Raw genomic sequence first — 541 nt, 5'->3', positions numbered from 1 at the left:
TCTTTACGATCGCGCGCTGCTGAACGCGGCCGCGCTGCGCGTGGTCGGCTACACGAAGGACACACCGGAGCCGCCGGGCGGCACGATCCTGCGCGATGCGGCCGGCAATCCGACCGGGCTGCTGCTCGCGAACCCGAACGCGACGATCCTGTACGCGACCCTCGCGAAGGGACCGAAGCTGCCGTTCGAATACCAGTACAACTCGACGCGCCACTTCATGCGCGAACTGAACCGTCTCGGCGTGACGGGCGTGATCGACGCGGGCGGCGGCTCGCAGAACTATCCCGACGATTACGAAGTGATCCGCAAGCTGCACGACGCGGGCGAGATGACGATCCGGATCGCGTACAACCTGTTCACGCAGAAGCCGAACGCGGAGAAGGAAGACTTCGTGAACTGGACGAAGAGCACGAAGTATCACGACGGCACGGATTATTTCCGCAATAACGGCGCGGGCGAAATGCTGGTGTTCTCGGCCGCCGACTTCGAGGACTTCCGCGTCGCGCGCCCGGACCTGCCGGCGCAGATGGAAGACGATCTC

The 541-nt window shown here is 64.3% G+C and carries 1 protein-coding gene; it reads left to right on the top strand.

The annotated features are described in order from the left end of the window. A partial coding sequence (locus tag U5A56_RS36940; protein WP_321927421.1) for an amidohydrolase family protein occupies positions 1-541 on the top strand: 541 nt, incomplete at both ends.

Source organism: Burkholderia sp. BCC1998 (assembly GCF_905339875.1).
In the GTDB taxonomy this organism is placed as follows: Bacteria; Pseudomonadota; Gammaproteobacteria; order Burkholderiales; family Burkholderiaceae; genus Burkholderia.
Note: the sequence above shows the minus strand (reverse complement) of the source record. Positions and strands in the feature narration are given on the sequence as shown.